Source organism: Spirillospora sp. CA-108201 (assembly GCF_050936235.1).
Taxonomy (GTDB): domain Bacteria; phylum Actinomycetota; class Actinomycetes; order Streptosporangiales; family Streptosporangiaceae; genus Spirillospora.
Genome location: NZ_JBNJNE010000001.1, coordinates 6,149,491 through 6,166,976 on the forward strand (window position 1 = coordinate 6,149,491; position 17,486 = coordinate 6,166,976).

Here is a 17,486-nt window from a genome sequence, read left to right on the forward strand (position 1 = left end):
GCACCACCGTTCGCCGACTGTTCACGCCTCCGTCGTGACCGGCGCGCGCCGACCTCACCTCGGCCTGGTGATCTGTGCCTGTTTGTCACTCACGATGGCCAGGAGGTCGGTTTGATGGTTCCGGCGAGGAAGACACGGCGGACGGCTGCGGTCGTGCTCACGACGGTCGCGGTGGCCGCCGGGCTCGGCTCGGGTCTGGCCGACGCGTCCGGCGGCGACCGGACCCGGGAGATCCGGGGAGCGGTGCAGGGCGGCAAGGCGCGCAACGTCATCCTGCTGATCGGTGACGGCATGGGCGACTCGGAGATCACCGTCGCCCGCAACTACGTCAAGGGCGCCGCCGGGCGGCTCGCCCTGGACACGCTGCCGCTCACCGGTGCGTACACCACGTACTCGGTCGACAAGGACGACCCGCGCCGGATCGATTACGTGACCGACTCGGCGGCCAGCGGGACCGGCTGGGCGACCGGCCACAAGACCTACAACGGCGCCATCTCGGTCACGCCGGACGGCAGGCCGGTCCCGACCGTCCTGGAACTGGCCGGGCGAGCCGGACTGCGCACCGGGGACGTGACCACGGCCGAACTCGGCGACGCCACCCCCGCGGTGCTGGCCGCCCACGTGGCCGACCGCGGCTGCCAGGGACCGGCCGACATGGCCAAGTGCCCGGCGCAGGACAAGGTCAACGGTGGCCCCGGCTCGATCTCCGAGCAGCAGGTGCAGACGGGCGCCGACCTCTACCTGGGCGGCGGCAGGGCGCGCTTCGCGCAGACGGTGAAGGCGGGCCCCTTCGCCGGCAGGACCGTGATCGACCAGGCCAGGGCCGCCGGATACAACGTCGTCACCGACGACGGGGGGCTGAACGCGGCCAAGCCCGGCGGCAAGCTGCTGGGGCTGTTCGCCGACGGCAACATGCCGCAGGAGTGGACCGGTCCGGCGGCCAAGGTCGGCGGAACCGACCCGGCCAGGTGCACGCCGAACGGCTCCTTCGGCGGTCCGCACCTGTCGACCATGGCGTCCAAGGCCATCGGCCTGCTGGACGCGCAGACCAGGCACAGCCCCAAGGGCTTCTTCCTGCAGATCGAGGGCGCCTCCATCGACAAGCGCGACCACGCCGCCGACCCCTGCGGCCAGATCGGTGAGACGGCCGAGTTCGACAAGGCGGTGCGGGCCTCCCTCGACTACGCCCGCCGGAACCCGGGCACCCTCGTCGTCGTGACCGCCGACCACGGCCACACCAGCCAGATCATCCCGCTGGAGGCGCAGAGCCCGGGCCAGACCGCCACACTGATCACCGCCGACGGCGCCCCCATGAAGATCAACTATGCGACCAACGCGCCGGGCCAGTCCCAGGAGCACACCGGTACCCAGGTCCGCATCGCCGCCAAGGGGCCGCAGGCGGCGAGCGTCCTCGGCGTGACCGACCAGACCGACCTGTTCCGCACGCTCACCCGCGCCCTCGGCGTCCGCTGACGCCGAGGACCGGCTCCCGGCCACGCACGGCCGGTCACGTCCCAGCGTGACCGGCCGACCGCTGCGCCATCCGCAGGGCCCGCCCCAGCCTCGCGGGTACCGGCGAGCCCCGGGCTCTTCTCCGCGGTCAGCCGTCGGAGGCCACCAGGGGCCGCCCATCGTGACCGCCTCGCGGACCAGGGCAGACGCGGCGCCGCCCGCCGAGAGGCTTTGCGGCGCCGCCGTCCCGGCCCCTGGCGGGCGGACGACTTCGGCGCACGCACCCGCGTGCCGGATGAACCGATGCCTTCGCGTCCCGTCGTGGCCCGAAAGACCGGGACGGCCCAGCGAGAAGCCGCTGGACGAGGAGGGGCGGATGGAGGAGACCGGCGAGCCGCTCAAAGTCGCCGACCCGCGGTCGCTGGGCGGATTCACGGTGCGCGGTCGCCTGGCCGAGCAGGCGGCGGGCACCGTCTACTCCGGGCGGGACTACGGCGGCCGTCAGGTCGTCCTTGTGGTGCTGGTCCCGCAGGCCGCGTCCGATCCTGCGGTGCGCGACCGGTTCGCCGCGGCGATCGCGGCCATGGAGCAGGAGGCCGGACGGGTCGTGGACGCGGCGCCGGAGGGCCCGCTCTTCTGGGCCGCCCTCGCGTCCCAGGGACCGGAGGGGTTTGCGCGAGGCGACGGAGCTGCTGGAGACCGCGGGCCTGACGACGGGTCAGGCGGAGCCCGGTGACGGGCCCGGCTTCGTCCCGCACTGGTCGCCGACCCCGCACGACTCCGGGCCTGGAAACGCCGGGGCACCACTGGCGCCGGCACCGGCGAGGAGGGGGCCGTCGTCGCCCCGCCACCTCCGGGCCGCCGTCCTCACGCCCCTGGCCGGCGGTCTGGTGATGCTGCTGGTGTACGGGGTCTACTTCGGGTGGCGGGCCTGGGAGGTCAGCCGGCCACCCGACCTGTCCTACACGCCGCCCCCCGCGTCGGCCGGGGCGTCCTCGCCGCCGCCGTCGAGAGCGAGCGGTCCCCGAGGCGGGAAGGGTCCCGTGGCCGGTCCGCGGTACGGCGAGGGCGAGGACACCCGCTACATGACCTTGGAGGGTGCGCCTTTCGGCTTCGACGCGCCCGGCGCCTGGGGGTGCCTGCGCAAGGAGAAGGCGCCGTTCGACGACCGCTGGCTCTGCGTGGACGAGGGCGGCACCTTCCCGCCGAGCGGAAGCGGCGCGGGCGGTTTCGTCGCGTTCCAGGAATGCTCGGCTCCGTGCGGCGACGGTGAGCGCGAGACGCTGTGCGAGCAGTTCACCGTGCCGGAGAAGGACTGGAGGCGGATCGACGCGACCACGCGGTACGCCGGGATCCGGGGCGAACTGCCGGGTGAGAAAGGGCCCCAGGTCAGGGTGGCGCTGAGTCGCGTCTTCGCCTCCAGGCCGGGCGGCCGGCCCGACACGGCGGTCGCGGTGCAGCTCACCGGGCCGCTCGGGGAGCGCACGACCATGCAGAAGCTGATCAACGAGATCCACTACCGCACGCCGTGACGAGGACGGCGGTCACCGCCGGCGCGTGCTCCCGCAGAAGCGGTTCGCCGGCTCGGTGGCCGAGGGCGACTCGCCGTGGAACGGCCGGACCTCCAGCCACTCGTGGATCGGCGCGCCGCCGGGCCCGGGGGCGGCGGACAGCTCCCCGGCCAGCTGGACCGCGCGATCCCAGGACTCCACGTCGACGACGTACCAGCCGGCGATGAGGTCCTTGGTCTCGGCGAACGGGCCGTCGGTGAGCGGTGGGCGCCGCTCGCCGTCGTACCGGACGAACGTCCCCTCGGGCGACAGCGCCTGGACGTCGACGAGCTCGCCCGTCTCCTCCAGGCGGGCCGCGAAGTCGCGCATGAACCGCAGGTGCGCATCGACCTCCTCCGGCGCCCACCGGTCCATCGGCTCGTGGTCGACGGCGGGGGCCGGACCACCTCGGTAGTGCTTCAGCAGCAGGTACTTCATGAGAGCTCTCCTTACCCCGCGGGCGCCTGGTCAGCTGTGCCGGCGGTTCTGCGCGTGGTGGTCGACGACGCGGATCAGCAGGTCGGTGAGCCGGGTGCGTTCGTCCGGTGACAGGGGGGCGAGCAGGTCGTCCTGGATGCGGGTGAGGACCTCGTCCAGTTCCGCGAGGTGGCGGGAGCCCTCCGGGGTGAGCGTGATGACGTTGCGGCGCCGGTCGGACGGGTCGGGGGAGCGGTCGACCAGGTTCTTGGCGGCCAGCTCGTTCAGGGCGGCGACGACGTCGCTGCGGTCGATGCCCGAGCGGCGGCCGAGGTCGGCCTGGCTGGACGGGCCGGACTCGTCGAGGGCGGCGAGCAGCCGGTAGTGGTAGCCGCGGGCCCCGGCCGCGGTGAACCCCTCGGCGACCAGGCGGTGGCTGTGCGCGGAGGCCAGGTTGATCAGCCAGCTCGGGGCGTGCCGGAGCCGCGTGGGCGTCCGGTCGTCGGACGTCGTCATGCGGAACAGTGTAGGGGCTTGTTGGCAGCGCCAACGATCGCATAATGTTGGTTGTGCCAATATTGGCATTGCCAATGAAATGAGGAGTCATGGACGACCGTGCGGAACTCTCCGACCTCGTCAGCCGCATGGGGCTGTGGCTGGACGCCAAGAGCCCCGGCGACGGGCGGGCCGTCTTCACCGAGGACGCCGAGGCGCACACCCCGGGCGGGGGCGCGAAGGGGCTCGACGCCCTCGTCGCGCAGGCGCGCCGCAACCACACGGTGCCGACCCAGCACTTCATCACCGACCCGCTCGTCGACGTGGACGGCGACCGGGCCGCGATCGGCGCCAACCTTCTGGTGGTCTTCGCACGGGAGGACGGCCTGCGCGTGCTCGGCGAGCGCTACGAGCTGCGCGCCGCCCGGACGGCGGACGGATGGCGCGTCACGCGGGTCGAGGTCCGTCCGATCTGGGAGGCCGCGAAGGTCTGAGACCGCGCCGTCCCGCAGGTCAGGGGGACGTGAGCTCCTTCGAGAGGGCCTTCAGGCGGCTGCGGGCGCCGGAGTCGAAGGCATGGGGGTCGGGGCGCGCTTCCTGAAGGCCGTCGAAGAAGCGGCCGGAGACGTCGTCCATGGTGCCCCGCGCGCGCGAGCCGGCCGCACGGCCCGGTGGCCGCGACGTGTGGCCGAGCGGTCTCGTACGCGGCGTTCAGGGGCGGTCGAGGAAGTCCCGGACGATCTTGACGAACGCGTCGGGCCGCTCCGCCATCGCCACGTGGCCGGTGTCCAGCTCGGCGTACTCGCCGCCGCGGATGCCCGCGAACAGCTCCCGGTGGTTCTCGACGGGGATCGTCTGGTCGCGGGTCGCGCCGACGACCAGGGCGGGCGCCGAGATCCGGGGCAGCAGCGGACGGATGTCGAGCCGCCTGACCAGGTCGATCTGCCGGAGCCGGTCGTCGTTCGGGGCCATGAACGCGTGCTGCCGTTCCACCGCGTCGTGCCCGATCCGGTCGAGGAACGCACGGCTGAACGCGGTGAGCGTCGCGAACCGCCCGAAGCTCTCCGGGTCGCCGGAGAGGCCCAGCCAGAGGGTCATGTGCTGCTGGACGTACTCGTCGCCCGCGTGGGACAGACCGGCCACGGGCACCAGCCGCCGGACGAGGCCCGGGCGCAGCGCGGCGGCCGCCGCGGCGGCCGGGGCGCCGAGCGAGAACCCGACCACGTCGGCGGGGCCCGTTCCAGAATCCTCGATCACCGCGTTGACCTGCGCGCCCAGCGCCTCGATGGTGAGCGGGGCGCCGTCGTCCTCGGCCGGGTCGCTGCCGGAGAGGTCGGGCAGGACGACGGTGCGGTGGTCGGTGAACCGGTCGAGCAGCTGATCCCACATGGCGGAGCCGGGGCCGGCGCCGTGCACGAGGACGAGGGCGGGCCCCGAGCCCTCGACCCGGTAGGGGACGGTGGCGTTTCCAACGGTGAGCTTCGGCATGGCGGCCGTCCTTTCCGGCGTCGTTCCTGGACGCCGCCGACGCTGCCAGCGCCCGGCCGCGATGAGGAGTGGACGGCTTTGGCTAGGACAATGGGTCCCAGTCTCAGCTCTACGGACATTCCGGACGGAGCGGAATCATGGGGGCATGGAGATGGACCGCAAGGAGCTCGCCGACTTCCTCCGCCGCTCCCGCGAGCGGCTCCGCCCGCAGGAGGTCGGGCTGACGGCGGGCCCCCGGCGCCGTACGCCGGGGCTGCGCCGCGAGGAGGTGTCGCTGCTCGCCGGGATGTCCGCCGACTACTACATGCGCCTTGAGCAGGCCCGCAGCCCCCAGCCGTCCACCCAGCTCCTCGGCGCGCTGTCCCGCGCGCTGCGGCTCACGATCGACGAGCGCGACCACCTGTACGTCCTCGCCGGGCACCGGCCGCCCGCCGGGCCGTTCGCGGGCGAGCACGTCCGGCCGAGCATGCTGTACCTGCTGGACCGGCTGCACGAGACGCCGGCGCAGATCATCGGCGACCTCGGCGACCTGCTGGCGCAGAACGCGCTGGCCGAGGCGCTTTTCGGATGCGTCTGCACGGTGGAGGAGCCCGACCGCAACATCGTGTGGCGGTGGTTCACCGACCCGTTCGTCCGGGAGGCGTACCCGCGGGAGGAGCACGAGCGGCACAGCCGCCGGCACGTCGCCCAGCTCCGGGCGGCCGTCGCTCGCCGGGGCGACGACGCCGCCGCGTCGGCCCTGGTCGGACGGCTCCACGCGGCCAGCGGCGAGTTCACCCGGGTGTGGGAACGGCACGAGGTCGCCGTCGAGCGCACCAGCCGGATGAAGGTCGTGCACCCCGAGGTCGGCCTGATCGAGTTCGACACCGAGGCGCTGCTGACCCCGGCCGAGGACCAGCGGCTCTTCGTCTTCACGCCGCCGCCCGGCACGGGCAGCATCGAGTCCCTCGACCTGCTGCGCGTCATCGGCCCCGAGACCGCGCACCGCAGCCACCGCTGACCGGCGTCACCCGGCGGTGAGCCGCCACAGGGACGTGGTCTCGGCGGCGCGGGCCGCGTGGAGGGGGTCGCCCGGATCGGCGGCGCGCGGGTGGCGCGGCGCGGTGTCGAGCCGGTCCGCGACCCGCAGACCGGAGGAGGCGATCATCTCCAGGAGTTCGTCCCGCGTCCGGAGGCCCAGGTGCTCGGCCAGGTCGGACAGGATCAGCCAGCCTTCGCCGCCCGGTTCGAGATGGCCGGCGAGACCGGAGAGGAAACCGCGCAGCATCCGGCTGCCCGGATCGTAGACGGCGTGTTCCAGGGGTGTACTGGGCTTGGCCGGAACCCACGGCGGATTGCAGACGGCAAGACCGGCGCGTCCCTCCGGGAAGAGGTCGGCCTGGACGACCTCGACCTCCACGCCAAGCCGCTCGACGTTCTCTTGGGCGCAGGCCAGCGCGCGCATGTCCTGGTCAGTGGCAACGACGTGCTCGATGCCACGGCGGGCCAGTACCGCTGCCAGGACGCCCGTACCGGTTCCTATGTCGAACGCTGTTTTCGTCGGTGGCAGCGGTGCCTCGCCCACCAGGTCCACGTATTCGCCCCGGATCGGTGAGAAGACGCCGTAGTGCGGGTGTACGCGATCGCCGCCCAGCGCGGGGATCGGGACTCCCTTCTCGCGCCACTCGTGGGCGCCGATCAGGCCGAGCAGTTCCCGCAGTGAGGTGATGTAGGGCTGGTCGTCCGGGCCGTAGGCCTCCGTACAGGCGTCTACGACGTCTGGTGCGCGCCGTAGCGGAATCACATGGCCGGGGTCGAACGGTATGAGCAGCGTGCCGAGCGTTCGCGCGCGCTGGGCGCGTGCCTGCCGGTACAGGTGGAAAGCCTGTGCGCGCTCCGGTTCGGGTTTGTGCCTGCGCCGCCGTGGGGGACGGTCGATCCGGCGCGCCATGGCCTTGAGGAGTTGCCGCGCGTTCTGGAAGTCGCCCTGCCACAGCAGCGCGGTGCCCTCGCACGCCTGGCGGTAGGCGTCGTCCGCGCGCGTCTCGTCGTCGGCCACCACGACGCGGCGGGGCGGGGGCGCGCCGCTCTCCGACCGCCAGCGGACGCGATGGTCCCGGCCGCCCTCCTGCCAGGAGATCTCGTCCACAGGGGTACCGTATCGGCGTGCGTCTCCCTGGACCATTGCATGTCCTGAACGAGGGGCTCGCCTTCCTGCTGGAACTCGCCGCCATCGGCGCGCTCGCCTGGTGGGGCTTCACGGCGGGCGGGAACGTGCTGCTCAACGTCGTCCTCGGGCTCGGGGCGCCCGCCGCCGCGATCGTCCTGTGGGGGCTGTTCGCCGCGCCGCGGGCCCGATTCACCATCGCGCTGCCGCTCGTCCTGCTCGTGAAGGCCGTCGTGTTCGGCGCGGGCGCGCTCGCCCTCCACGGCGTCGGCCACCCGGCGGCGGCCGTCGCCTTCGCGGTGATCGCCCTGCTCAACACGGCCCTGGCGACCGCCGACCGCGAGGCCCACTTCCGTGCGTCGGCCGAGGACGGGCCGCGTTAGGCGAGATCGGCGCTGGAGAGGTGCGCCGACGTCTCGGCCAGCCTGTTCAGGGCCGCCTCCGACGGTGATCCCGGTTCGGCCGCGTAGAGCATGAGGCGGCTGAGGTCGGGGTCGCCGGGCAGGTGCAGGGTCTCGAACGGCAGGACGAGCCGTCCCGCCTCGGGGTGGTCGATGCGGGCCTCGCCGTGCGTCAGGTCCGTGACGTGGTGCGCCGACCACAGGCGGCCGAACTCCGGGCTCCGCTCCCGCAGGCAGTCGATGACCGCGCGCAGGTGCGGGTCGTCCGGGTCCTGACCGGAGCGGAACCGCAGGTAGGCGACGTTGCGGCGGGCCACCGTCGGCCAGTTGTCGCCGAGCCTGGCCCGGTAGTCGGCGTTCAGGTGGATCTGGTGCGACCAGGTCCGCTCGTCCGGCGGGACGCTCGCCAGGTCGACGAACACGGCGGAGGTGAGCCGGTTCCACGCCACCACGTTCGTGTGATGACCGACGACGTACGCGGGGGCGTGCGCGAACGAGTCGAGCAGGTGCTGCAGCGGCGCCCGCAGGCGGGGAGGCGCGGTCACGGGCGCGCGGCGCGGCGGGTGGGCGAGCCGGTGCAGGTGGGCGTGCTCGTCGCCGTCCAGCCGCAGCGCCCGGGAGATCGCGTCCAGGACCTCGGCGGACACGCCCTCGGCCGTGCCCTGCTCCAGCCTGATGTAGTACGCGACGCTGACCCCGGCGAGCTGCGCCAGCTCCTCGCGCCGCAGCCCGGGGACGCGGCGCCGCGTCCCGTGGGAGGGCAGGCCGGCTTCCGCGGGACGCAGCCGCGCCCGCCGCGACTTGAGGAACTCGCCCAGTTCGCCGTTGCGCGCCATGCCGCCGAGGCTATCCGGACCGCCCCGCGCGTTACCGCTGTCCCCACCTGCCCTGCGCCGCCGTGCCGCGGGTCAGGCCGTCCTGGTGGTGATGTCGCCGTTGCTGGTGCTGACGTCGAGGCGGTACCTGGCGGACGGGTCGTCGGGGATGCCGAGCCGCCGGTCGCCGTTCCCGGTGTGCGTGCTGACGCGGTAGCGCCCGGCGGGCATGGTGACCGTGACCTCGCCGTTGTCCGTCTTCGCGCGGACGTTCTGCGGTGAGCCGGGCGTCAGGTCGACGTCGCCGTTGTCGGTCTCGGCGTCGACGCCGCCCTTGAGGCCGCTCCCCCGGATCTCGCCGTTGTCCGTTCTGACCTTGATCGGCCCCGTGGCCCCGTCCATGCGGATGGAGCCTGAATCCGTGGACACGTCCACCTTGCCCACCTTGGAGAGGGTGATGGAGCCGTTCGAGGTGCCGCCTGACACGGGGAGCCCGGCCGGTAGCTCGACCGTGTAGCTCACCGAGCAGCGGGAGCCGCAGCCGCGCAGTGTCAGGACACCGTTCTCGATCCGGTGAGTGGGCCCCTCGGGCTTGTCACTGCGGTATTTGACCCTGCGGTGCAGGGACGCCTTGGACGACCCACCGTGCAGAGTCACACTGCCGGATCCGATGTCGTCCAGCCGTACAGCGCTGATTTTGCCCTTCAGCGCGGCGTCGTCCTCGTAGGTGGAAGCGAATGCCACGTCGCACGCGCTGAGTGCGGTCACGCTGACCGCGGCTACAGCGAGGGCGAGAACCTTGCCACGCACGGCAATCCTCCTGGTCGATCTGGCTGAACGCCGTCGAGCCTAAGGAGACGGGTGCCGGAAGGGCGTCACGCCAGGGAGCCAGGTTGCTGCTCCCTCCCAGGTCGCTGAACCTGCTACTCGGAGTGGTACGAACGAGCGGGGACTGGGTAGGCGCGTCCCACGCGGCGAAGGTCTCTTCCATGACCGCACTCACCACCGCCGTGGCCGCTCCCCCAGAGCGCATGTCGTCACGGCACAAGCTGGTTCTGACTCTTCTGCTCGGCGCGCAGTTCATGCTCGCCATCGACTTCTCCATCTTGAACGTGGCGCTGCCGGTCGTCGGCAGAGGACTGGGCTTCGGACTGGACCAACTCCAGTGGATCGCCACGGCGTTCGCCCTGCCCGCCGCAGGATTCACGTTGCTGTTCGGCCGCGTGGCCGATCTGTTCGGACGGCGCCGGATGCTGCTGGCGGGCATGGTGCTCCTGGCCGCGGGGTCGCTGGTCGGCGGGCTGGCGACCTCACCGTCGGTGCTGCTCACGGGACGCGTCCTGCAGGGCCTGGCCACGGCGATCGCCACACCGGCAGCCCTGTCGCTGCTCACCACGTCGTTCCCGGAGGGGCCGCTGCGGACGCGGGCGCTCGGCCTCAGCGGCGCGCTGATGTCGGCCGGGTTCACCGTCGGCGCGATCCTCGGCGGGGTGCTCACCGACCTGCTGAGCTGGCGCTGGGCCTTCCTGGTCAACGTGCCGGTGGCGGTGCTGATCCTCGCGGTCACGCCCGCCGTGGTCGCGGAGAGCCGGTCCCGGGACGGGGCGAGGCTGGACGTTCCCGGCGCGGTGACCGTGACCGGCGGCCTCCTCGCCCTCGTCTACGGGATCACGTCGGCCGGGTCGGCCGGACGGGGTTCCCCGGCCGCGCTCGGCGCACTGGTCGCCGCCGCCGTCCTGCTCACCGCGTTCATCCTGGTCGAGCGCCGGTCGCCGGCCCCGCTCGCGCCGCTCCACGTCCTCACCCGGCGCACCGTCACCTGGGGCAACGTGGGCGGGTTCGTCGCGTTCGCCACGGAGACGTCGCTGGTGTTCCTGATGACGCTCTACCTCCAGAAGGTCCTGGGCTTCTCGCCGCTGGCGACGGGGCTGGCGCTCGGCGTCCTCGGCGCCGGGACGTTCGCCGGAGGCGTCGCCGCACCCCGCGTCATGGGGCGGCTCGGCGGCCGGGCGACCCTCGTGTCCGGGCTCGTCCTGCAGGCCGCGGCCACCGCCGCGCTGCTGGGCCTCGGGGAGTCGCGCGGCGCCCTCGGCCTGCTGCTCGCCGCCACCGCGATCGGGGGATTCGGGAACCTCGTCGCGATCGTCGCCTTCATGGGGATGGCGACGTCCGGGCTGCCGGACGGCGAGCAGGGCCTCGCGACCGGGCTCGCCACGATGACGCAGCAGGTCGCGATCACCCTCGGCATCCCGGTGATGAGCGCGGTGGCCACGGCGAACGCGTCCGTCATCGGCGGCGTCCACACCGCGACGGCCGTGAACGTCGCGATCGTCCTCGCGGGCGCGGCCCTCGCCGGGTCGCTCCTGCGCCGTTCGTAGGGGGAGCGCCATGGACCTCGAACTCGAAGGCAGGGTCTACATCGTGACCGGCGCGTCCGCCGGGATCGGCGAGGCGACCGCCGCCCTCCTGGCCCGCGAGGGCGCCCGGGTCGTCAGGGTGGCGCGCTCACCCGTCGACGTGGCCGCCGACCTCACCCGGCCCGACGCCGCGCAGCACGTCGTGGACGTCGCGCTGGAACGGCACGGACGCCTGGACGGCCTCGTCAACAACGCCGGCGCCCTCGAATCCCGGATCGGATTCCTCGACGTCACCGACGACCAATGGCACGCGACGTTCGAGTTGAACCTGCACGCCGCCGTGCGCATGGCCCGCGCCGCACTGCCCGCGCTCATCGACCAGGGGGCGGGAAGCATCGTGCACGTCTCAAGCGAGGCCGCACGCTTTCCCGACACGCCGCTGGTCGACTATGCGGCGTCCAAGACGGCGCTCCTGTCGGTGTCGAAGACGCTGGCGGGGGAGTTCGGCCGCTGCGGAATCCGCTCGAACGTCGTCACGCCTGGCCCGACCCGTACGCGCCTGTGGGACGAGCCCGGAGGGTTCGCCGACCAACTGGCCGACCAGTACGGCCTACCGGTGGAGGAGGCGATCCAGCGGTTCGTCCAGGAAGAACGGCGGCTCCCCACCGGACGCCTTGGCACACCCCAGGACGTCGCACGGGTCATCGCTTTCCTGCTGTCGCCGTTGGCCGGCCAAGTCACCGGCGCCGAATGGGCCGTGGACGGGGGAGCGCTACGGCAACTGTGAACGCCCCTGGCAACGGTGAACGGGGCGTGCCGGACGTCGCGGGCGTCCGGCACGCCACCCCTCCCCGGGGCACAAGACCGGCACAAGCCCGATCAGGCCGGAACCTTGTCGAGGAACCCGGTCACCCGGTCGAACCGGCCGTCGCCGTCGAACGTCGCCACGTCGAACCCGACCACGATCGCCTCGCCGCCCTCCGGGCCGAGCTCCCAGGTGAAACGGGCCACGTCGTGGTGGGCGTCCACCGTCCCCGCCGCACGGAACACCAGGCCGGGGAACTGCTCCTGCGCGGCGCCGACGAAGGCGTCGATCGCGTCGCGCCCCTCCGCCACGCCGAGCGGGTCGACGTAGACCGGGCTCTCCGTCCACAGCTCGTCGATCGCGGCGCGCCGGGCGGCCGGGTCGGTCTCGTTCCACACGGCCAGGTAGCGCTCGACCCGCTGCTGCACATCGCTCATGTCATGACTCCCATCTGGTTGTTCGGGTTCGTCGCCCCGATGGCCTCTACGGTGCCGGGGCCGCGACGGAAGATCGATTACCTGGGACGTCATGCTGGTGCGCCCGCTGACCTGGGCCGCGACGATGATGTCGGATTCCTGCCAGTGAACACCTCTGACCATCGGTGATGCTGGAGACATGCACGAGGACGTGGAAAGGTGCGTTCGGGCGGTCCAGTCGAAGGACGCCCGCTTCGACGGATGGTTCTTCACCGGGGTCGTGACCACCGGGATCTACTGCCGTCCAAGCTGCCCCGTGGTCCCGCCCAAGCCGGAGAACATGCGCTTCTACCCGAGCGCTGCCGCCGCCCAGCACGCCGGGTTCCGGGCCTGTAAACGGTGCCGACCCGACACCTCCCCAGGCTCTCCCGAGTGGAACCACCGCGCGGACGTCGTGGGCCGGGCCATGCGCCTCGTCGCCGACGGCGTCGTCGACCGGGAGGGTGTCCCCGGTCTCGCGGCACGGCTCGGCTACAGCACGCGGCAGATCGAGCGTCAGCTCAACGCCGAACTAGGCGCGGGCCCGCTCGCCCTGGCGCGGGCCCAGCGCGCGCAGACGGCGAGGCTCCTCATCGAGACGACCGCCATCCCCATGGGCGATGTGGCGTTCGCGGCGGGGTTCGCCAGCATCCGCGCCTTCAACGAAACCGTCCGCGAGGTGTTCGCGCTCACCCCGTCCGCCCTGCGCGACCGCGTCGCCAAGGGACACCCCCCGGCGGGGGCCGGCGCCCTGTCGCTGCGGCTTCCGTTCCGCGCCCCGCTCTGCCCGGACAACCTGTTCGGCCACCTCGCCGCCACCGCCGTCCCCGGCGTCGAGGAGTGGCGGGACGGCGCGCTCCGCCGCGCCATGCGGCTGCCCCACGGGCACGGCATCGCCACCCTGCGGCCCCAACCGGACCACGTCGCCTGCACCCTCAGCCTCAGCGACCTGCGCGACCTCCCCATCGCGATCAGCCGCTGCCGCTGGATGCTCGACCTGGACGCCGATCCCGTCGCCGTGGACGACCTGCTCCGCACCGACCCCGTCCTCGCGCCGCTCGTGGACAAGGCCCCTGGGCGCCGCGTGCCCCGCACCGTGGACGCCCCCGAGTTCGCCGTCCGCGCCGTCCTGGGCCAGCAGGTGTCGACGGCCGCAGCCCGCACGCACGCGGCGCGCCTGGTCACCGCCTACGGCGACCCCATAGACGACCCAGGCGGCGGGCTGACGCACCTCTTCCCGACCTCCGCCGCCCTTGCCGAACTCGACCCGGAGACTCTCGCCTTCCCCAAGACCCGCCGCACCACCCTGACGACCCTTGTCGACGCCCTCGCCAAGGGGGAGATCGACCTCGGCGTAGGGAGCGACTGGGACGAGGCCCGCGCGCGCTTGTCCGCCCTGCCCGGATTCGGTCCCTGGACCGTCGAGACCATCGCGATGCGCGCCCTCGGCGACCCCGACGCGTTCATCCCCGGCGACCTCGGCATCAGAGCAGCCGCCGCGGCGCTCGAACTTCCCGTCACCCCTGCGGCCCTCACCCAACGCGCCGCACAATGGCGCCCATGGCGCGCCTACTCCGTCCAGTACCTGTGGGCCACCCTCGACCACGCCATCAACCTGCTTCCCGCGAACTGAAGGAACCGCTGTGGAAACAACGCACGTCGTCATAGAGAGCGTCGTAGGACCGCTCACCTTGGTCGCCAACGACGGCGCTCTGTCCGGGCTCTACATGGAGATGCAGCGGCACCGCCCCGCCCAGGAGACCTTCGGCGCCCCCGGCGACCCCGAAGACGAACCCTTCGCGACCGTCGCCGAACAACTCACCGCGTACTTCGCAGGCGAACTGACCGAGTTCGACCTGCCGCTCCGCCTCCACGGGACGCCCTTCCAGGAGCGGGTCTGGGCCGCCCTACAGGAGATCCCCTACGGCCAGACCATCACCTACGGCGAACTCGCCGTCGAGATCGGCAGCCCCACCGCGTCCCGCGCGGTCGGCCTCGCCAACGGGCGCAACCCGGTCGGCGTCATCGTCCCCTGCCACCGCGTCGTCGGCTCCACCGGCTCCCTCACCGGCTACGGCGGCGGCCTCGACCGCAAGCGCTACCTCCTCGACCTCGAGCGCAAGATCAGGACCACCGAGAACGCGCTCTTCTGACCCGCGCGGAGGAATGTCGGAGCCCCGGGTTACCGTGCTCGTGATGGCCGTCCAACCGGAGAAGGGCTGATCGAGGTGGAGTTCCGAGTCGAGCGCCAGACGTTCGCCGACGCGGTGGCGTGGGCTGCGCGGACGCTTCCGGCACGTCCCGCGCTCCCCGTCCTCGCGGGCATGCTCATCGAGGTCACCGAGCAGGGCGGGCTCACCCTCGGAGCGTTCGACTACGAGGTGTCCGCGCACGCCACCGACGAGGCGGCCGTGGCGGAGCCGGGCCGCGCCCTGGTCCCCGGGCGGCTGCTGTCCGACATCGTGCGCAACCTCCCGAACCAGCCCGTGGACGTCTTCACCAAGGGCTCCGAGGTCGTCGTCCGCTGCGGCCCCGCCGAGTTCGGTCTCCTGACCCTCCCCGTCGAGGACTACCCCACCCTCCCCGAGCCGCCCGCCCTCGCCGGCACCGTCCCCGGCGACCTGTTCGCCGCCGCGGTCGCGCAGGTCACCCCCGCCGCCGGTCGCGACGACACCCTGCCCATGCTCACCGGCGTCCGGATCGACATCGAGGGCGACACGATGTGGCTCGCCTGCACCGACCGGTACCGCATCGCCGCCCGCGAGCTGACCTGGTCGCCGCAGGAGCCCGGCTTCACCGCCGGGGTCGTCGTCCCCGCCCGCACCCTCGCCGACACCGCCAAGGCGATCAAGCGCGGCGCGGACGTCTCCATCGCCCTCGGCGGCACCGCCGACACCCTCATCGGCATCGCCGGCGGCGGCCGCAGCATGACCAGCCGCCTCCTCGACGACCAGTACATCAACTACCGGTCGCGCCTCACCGGCACCTGGACGTCGGTCGCCGAGATCCGGGTGGCCCCCTTCGTCGAGGCGATCAAGCGCGCCGCCCTCGTGACCGAGCGCGGCACGCCCATCCGGCTGGCCTTCACCGCCGACGAGGTCCGCATCCGCGCCGCCACCGGCGACTCGGCCCGCGCCAACGAGAGCGTCGGCGCCCACCTCGACGGCGACGAGATCGACATCGCGTTCGCCCCCCAGTACCTGCTGGACGGCCTCGCGGGCATCGACACCGAGTACGCCCGCCTCGAATGCACCGGCCCCACCAAGGCCGCCCTCCTCACCGCCATCCCCGACAAGAAGGACGACGAGCCCGCCCCCGAGAACGCCGACACCGGCTACCGCTATCTGGCCATGCCCGTCCGCCTCACCAGCTAGGACTCTGAAGTCCCGGCCCACTTCGCTCGCCCGGCGGCTCGCTACGTGACCGGGCCCTGGGCGAACGCGGCATCGCTTCGCGATCTGCCAGGTTCCGCTCGCCTCCGGCTTCGCTGAACCGGACAGGTCACGCGTTCGCGCGGGGCCGGGGCCACTTCGAGACAGGCCCCAGCACCCCACACCGACGACGCACCGGTAGCCCGACCGACCACGCACCACCCCGATCCACGGTGCGTCACGTGATCTCGGCGGCGGTCCGGCTGCAGATCATCCGCGCGGACGAAGAACGCCTGAAGCGTCACGCGGGGATCTGCCGCGACGACCGCCCGCCTTCGACCGTGGACCTGCAAGAAGCGCAACACCGTCGAACGCCGCCTGGACGAGCTCCGCCGACACCACGTCGTAGGCACCCGCTACGACAAGCGCGGGCTCATCTGCCTGGGCGTCATCGACCTCGTCCCGATCCGGATCTGGCTTCGGGACCCCGTCTCATGATCCGTGAATGCGCCCCATGCGGCTCGGTGAGGTGGAACTCGAGCCGGAGGACGTCGCAGAAGTCGTCAACTTCCTCGCCTCCGACGCGGCCAGATGGATCACCGGCCAAAGCATCACCGTCGACGGCGGCCTGTGCTGGACCCGCCCACCTCGGCCGCGTGTCCTGCGGCCCTCGACCTACCGTGCGTTGCCGACCGACCGCGTGCTGCCCTGGCCCGCGTGATGCGTGCCGACCCACCTGCACGCGCCCGGGAGCCTGATGGCACGCGCCCGGCCCGCGTGTGCCTTGGCCTGAGCAATGTTCCGACGGGCGCGCCGAGGACCGAACCGCACGTCCAGCCTCGGTATGTGTGTTCTGCCGCCCAGGCGTTCGGGGGTTCGGCTGTGGCGCCGGGTGTGTGTCGGTTCTGGTTGGGGTGTGTGCCGGCTTGCCGGCGGTGGGGGTGGTCAGAGGTCGAGGACGGCCAGGACGAAGCGGGTTTCCTTGTTTCCCGCGTTGCCGTAGGAGTGGGGGCGGTCGCCCACGAAGACGGCTGCCGTGCCGGCTTCGACGAGGTCCGTTCGGCCGTCGACGCCGAGGGTGAGGGTGCCCTCCTGGACGTACACGATCTCCTTGGTGCCGGGTACGTGCGCGTCGCTCTCGCGCGTCTCGCCGGGCTGGAGCACCCAGTTCCACAGTTCCAGCGACGGGCGCGGGTCGCTGCCGGCCAGCAGCGTGCCCGTCCCGCCGTGCTCGCCCTGCCACAGCACGACGTGCCGCTCCGGCCGGAACACCCGCACCGGCGGCTCCTCCTCGACCTGCACGAGCCGGGTCAGCGGCACCCCGAGGGCGTCGGAGATCCGTATGAGCGTCCCCAGATTCGGGTTGCCGCGCCCCTGCTCCAGCCCGACCAGCACGCCCTTGCTCACCCCGGCGCGCCCGGCGAGCTCGTCCAGGCTCCACCCGTGCCCGGCGCGCAGCGCCCGCACCGTCCGCGCCACGGCCTCGCCGATCGCCTCCTGACCGCTCAAGCGCCCTCCAGCCGCCTCGGTCCGGTCCGCCGCCCGCCAGTCTTCCGCACTCCCGGGCCCGCCGCGCGCTCCTGCGTCGGCCACACGGAGCGCGGCCGGACCGAGGGACGGCCTCCCCGAGAACATCAAGCACCCGCCGGGACTGGAATCCGGGCGGCCGGACGTTGGCCTCTTGGGACCGTCGCCAACGGTCGGTATGATGATACGTGAATGTCATTAAAGTGA

At 72.7% G+C, this 17,486-nt stretch carries 21 protein-coding genes; 12 read left to right on the top strand and 9 right to left on the bottom strand.

From position 1 onward, the window contains the following. Nucleotides 1-114 precede the first annotated feature (114 nt). The 3 genes from phoA (at nt 115) to ACQEU6_RS29600 (ending at nt 2,984) form a co-directional block, all read left to right on the top strand. Nucleotides 115-1,473: an alkaline phosphatase gene (phoA, locus tag ACQEU6_RS29590; RefSeq protein ID WP_499336326.1), complete on the top strand. Its 1,359-nt coding sequence runs from the start codon at nt 115-117 to the stop codon at nt 1,471-1,473. A 355-nt stretch (nt 1,474-1,828) separates the two neighbouring features. Then, nucleotides 1,829-2,188, top strand: coding sequence for a hypothetical protein (locus ACQEU6_RS29595; protein ID WP_499336327.1), 360 nt, complete (start codon nt 1,829-1,831; stop codon nt 2,186-2,188). After that, the gene (locus tag ACQEU6_RS29600) at nt 2,124-2,984 is read left to right on the top strand and encodes a hypothetical protein (protein WP_499336328.1); all 861 of its coding nucleotides are present in this window, start codon (nt 2,124-2,126) and stop codon (nt 2,982-2,984) included. The genes ACQEU6_RS29595 and ACQEU6_RS29600 overlap by 65 nt, the downstream gene beginning before the upstream one ends. Before the next feature lie 12 nt (nt 2,985-2,996). On the opposite strand, the gene ACQEU6_RS29605 is transcribed toward ACQEU6_RS29600, so the two are convergent. Both ACQEU6_RS29605 and ACQEU6_RS29610 read right to left on the bottom strand, forming a co-directional pair. Further along, nucleotides 2,997-3,440 (bottom strand): YciI family protein, encoded by a 444-nt coding sequence (locus ACQEU6_RS29605; RefSeq protein ID WP_499336329.1) that lies wholly within the window; start codon nt 3,438-3,440, stop codon nt 2,997-2,999. Between the two features lie 30 nt (nt 3,441-3,470). Beyond that, entirely contained in the window at nt 3,471-3,935 is a 465-nt protein-coding gene (locus ACQEU6_RS29610) for a MarR family winged helix-turn-helix transcriptional regulator (RefSeq protein WP_499336330.1), read from the bottom strand. Nucleotides 3,936-4,024: 89 nt separating this feature from the next. On the opposite strand from ACQEU6_RS29610, the gene ACQEU6_RS29615 reads away from it, so the two are divergent. After that, a complete protein-coding gene (locus ACQEU6_RS29615; protein ID WP_499336331.1) occupies nt 4,025-4,408 on the top strand; it encodes a nuclear transport factor 2 family protein in 384 nt (127 codons plus the stop codon). A 19-nt stretch (nt 4,409-4,427) separates the two neighbouring features. On the opposite strand, the gene ACQEU6_RS29620 is transcribed toward ACQEU6_RS29615, so the two are convergent. Next, nucleotides 4,428-4,550, bottom strand: coding sequence for a hypothetical protein (locus ACQEU6_RS29620; protein WP_499336332.1), 123 nt, complete (start codon nt 4,548-4,550; stop codon nt 4,428-4,430). Nucleotides 4,551-4,625: 75 nt separating this feature from the next. Beyond that, the gene (locus tag ACQEU6_RS29625) at nt 4,626-5,402 is read right to left on the bottom strand and encodes an alpha/beta fold hydrolase (protein ID WP_499336333.1); all 777 of its coding nucleotides are present in this window, start codon (nt 5,400-5,402) and stop codon (nt 4,626-4,628) included. A 145-nt stretch (nt 5,403-5,547) separates the two neighbouring features. Here ACQEU6_RS29625 and ACQEU6_RS29630 point away from each other — a divergent pair, with 145 nt between their 5' ends. Beyond that, the gene (locus ACQEU6_RS29630) at nt 5,548-6,402 is read left to right on the top strand and encodes a helix-turn-helix transcriptional regulator (protein WP_499336334.1); all 855 of its coding nucleotides are present in this window, start codon (nt 5,548-5,550) and stop codon (nt 6,400-6,402) included. A 6-nt stretch (nt 6,403-6,408) separates the two neighbouring features. Here ACQEU6_RS29630 and ACQEU6_RS29635 read toward each other — a convergent pair whose 3' ends face one another. After that, the gene (locus ACQEU6_RS29635) at nt 6,409-7,530 is read right to left on the bottom strand and encodes a methyltransferase (protein WP_499336335.1); all 1,122 of its coding nucleotides are present in this window, start codon (nt 7,528-7,530) and stop codon (nt 6,409-6,411) included. A 17-nt stretch (nt 7,531-7,547) separates the two neighbouring features. On the opposite strand from ACQEU6_RS29635, the gene ACQEU6_RS29640 reads away from it, so the two are divergent. Then, on the top strand, nt 7,548-7,931 hold the full coding sequence (locus tag ACQEU6_RS29640; protein ID WP_499336336.1) for a YrdB family protein: 384 nt from the start codon (nt 7,548-7,550) through the stop codon (nt 7,929-7,931). Here the strand turns inward: ACQEU6_RS29640 and ACQEU6_RS29645 are convergent. Both ACQEU6_RS29645 and ACQEU6_RS29650 read right to left on the bottom strand, forming a co-directional pair. Then, nucleotides 7,928-8,785 (bottom strand): helix-turn-helix domain-containing protein, encoded by an 858-nt coding sequence (locus ACQEU6_RS29645; protein ID WP_499336337.1) that lies wholly within the window; start codon nt 8,783-8,785, stop codon nt 7,928-7,930. The two genes, ACQEU6_RS29640 and ACQEU6_RS29645, sit on opposite strands and share 4 nt — an antisense overlap. A gap of 72 nt (nt 8,786-8,857) precedes the next feature. Further along, nucleotides 8,858-9,574: a DUF4097 family beta strand repeat-containing protein gene (locus tag ACQEU6_RS29650; protein ID WP_499336338.1), complete on the bottom strand. Its 717-nt coding sequence runs from the start codon at nt 9,572-9,574 to the stop codon at nt 8,858-8,860. Nucleotides 9,575-9,753: 179 nt separating this feature from the next. Here ACQEU6_RS29650 and ACQEU6_RS29655 point away from each other — a divergent pair, with 179 nt between their 5' ends. Together ACQEU6_RS29655 and ACQEU6_RS29660 are read left to right on the top strand one after the other, a co-directional pair. After that, nucleotides 9,754-11,142 (top strand): MFS transporter, encoded by a 1,389-nt coding sequence (locus tag ACQEU6_RS29655; RefSeq protein WP_499336339.1) that lies wholly within the window; start codon nt 9,754-9,756, stop codon nt 11,140-11,142. A 10-nt stretch (nt 11,143-11,152) separates the two neighbouring features. Continuing rightward, entirely contained in the window at nt 11,153-11,908 is a 756-nt protein-coding gene (locus ACQEU6_RS29660) for an SDR family NAD(P)-dependent oxidoreductase (RefSeq protein ID WP_499336340.1), read from the top strand. Nucleotides 11,909-12,000: 92 nt separating this feature from the next. Here ACQEU6_RS29660 and ACQEU6_RS29665 read toward each other — a convergent pair whose 3' ends face one another. Then, nucleotides 12,001-12,363 carry a nuclear transport factor 2 family protein gene (locus ACQEU6_RS29665; protein WP_499336341.1) on the bottom strand — a complete coding sequence of 121 codons (363 nt, stop codon included), beginning with the start codon at nt 12,361-12,363 and terminating at the stop codon, nt 12,001-12,003. Between the two features lie 178 nt (nt 12,364-12,541). On the opposite strand from ACQEU6_RS29665, the gene ACQEU6_RS29670 reads away from it, so the two are divergent. From ACQEU6_RS29670 to ACQEU6_RS29685, 4 genes are all read left to right on the top strand, one after another. After that, on the top strand, nt 12,542-14,014 hold the full coding sequence (locus ACQEU6_RS29670; protein ID WP_499336342.1) for an AlkA N-terminal domain-containing protein: 1,473 nt from the start codon (nt 12,542-12,544) through the stop codon (nt 14,012-14,014). A gap of 10 nt (nt 14,015-14,024) precedes the next feature. After that, entirely contained in the window at nt 14,025-14,534 is a 510-nt protein-coding gene (locus tag ACQEU6_RS29675; protein WP_499336343.1) for a methylated-DNA--[protein]-cysteine S-methyltransferase, read from the top strand. Nucleotides 14,535-14,609: 75 nt separating this feature from the next. Continuing rightward, complete coding sequence (gene dnaN / locus ACQEU6_RS29680; RefSeq protein ID WP_499336344.1) at nt 14,610-15,755, top strand: DNA polymerase III subunit beta; 1,146 nt, start codon at nt 14,610-14,612, stop codon at nt 15,753-15,755. Nucleotides 15,756-16,266: 511 nt separating this feature from the next. Then, entirely contained in the window at nt 16,267-16,473 is a 207-nt protein-coding gene (locus ACQEU6_RS29685) for an SDR family oxidoreductase (RefSeq protein ID WP_499336345.1), read from the top strand. 224 nt (nt 16,474-16,697) lie between these two features. Here ACQEU6_RS29685 and ACQEU6_RS29690 read toward each other — a convergent pair whose 3' ends face one another. Then, a complete protein-coding gene (locus tag ACQEU6_RS29690) occupies nt 16,698-17,261 on the bottom strand; it encodes a helix-turn-helix domain-containing protein (RefSeq protein WP_499336346.1) in 564 nt (187 codons plus the stop codon). Nucleotides 17,262-17,486 lie beyond the last annotated feature (225 nt).